The 504-nt window shown below is 79.6% G+C and carries 1 pseudogene; it reads right to left on the reverse strand.

What is annotated here, in order from left to right:
* Nucleotides 1–352: pseudogene (locus WCS02_RS21095) on the reverse strand (hypothetical protein); the annotation flags it as partial.
* Nucleotides 353–504 lie beyond the last annotated feature (152 nt).

Genomic DNA, 504 nt, shown 5'->3' on the forward strand with positions numbered 1-504 from the left:
TGGCCGCGCCGGGAGCACCGCCGTCGGCGCCCGGCACGTCCGCCCCCGCCAGCCGCGACAGCTCCGCGGCCCGGGCGGCGCGCTGCAGCTCGGCCTGCTCGGCCGGGGAGAAGTCGACGCGCAGCCGCAGGTCCCCGGCGACGAGGCGGTACCGGCCGGCCTCCCCCTCGGCCCCGACGGAGGAGATCTCCCAGCCGAGGTCGGTGAGGTGGCGTATGTCGCGGGCGAGCTGGCGGCGGCGGTCCTCCGGCTCGGCGGAGCCGTAGCCGACGTGCTCGAGCAGCCGCTCGGTGGTCGCGGTGCGGTCGGGGCTGCGGGACAGCACAAAGAGGACCTGGGTCAGGCGCTCCATGGGAGCCCGCTGGTCCCGTCCACCTGCCACGGGACCAGCCTGCCATCCTCCCCGGGTGAGCCCCGCAGCCGTGCCGCCCGCCGCCGGGCTGCCCGCCGTCGGGCCGTCCGCCGTCGCCGGGCCGCCCACCGTCGCCGCCGTGCACGCCGCCG

The organism is Aquipuribacter hungaricus, assembly GCF_037860755.1.
Taxonomy (GTDB): domain Bacteria; phylum Actinomycetota; class Actinomycetes; order Actinomycetales; family JBBAYJ01; genus Aquipuribacter; species Aquipuribacter hungaricus.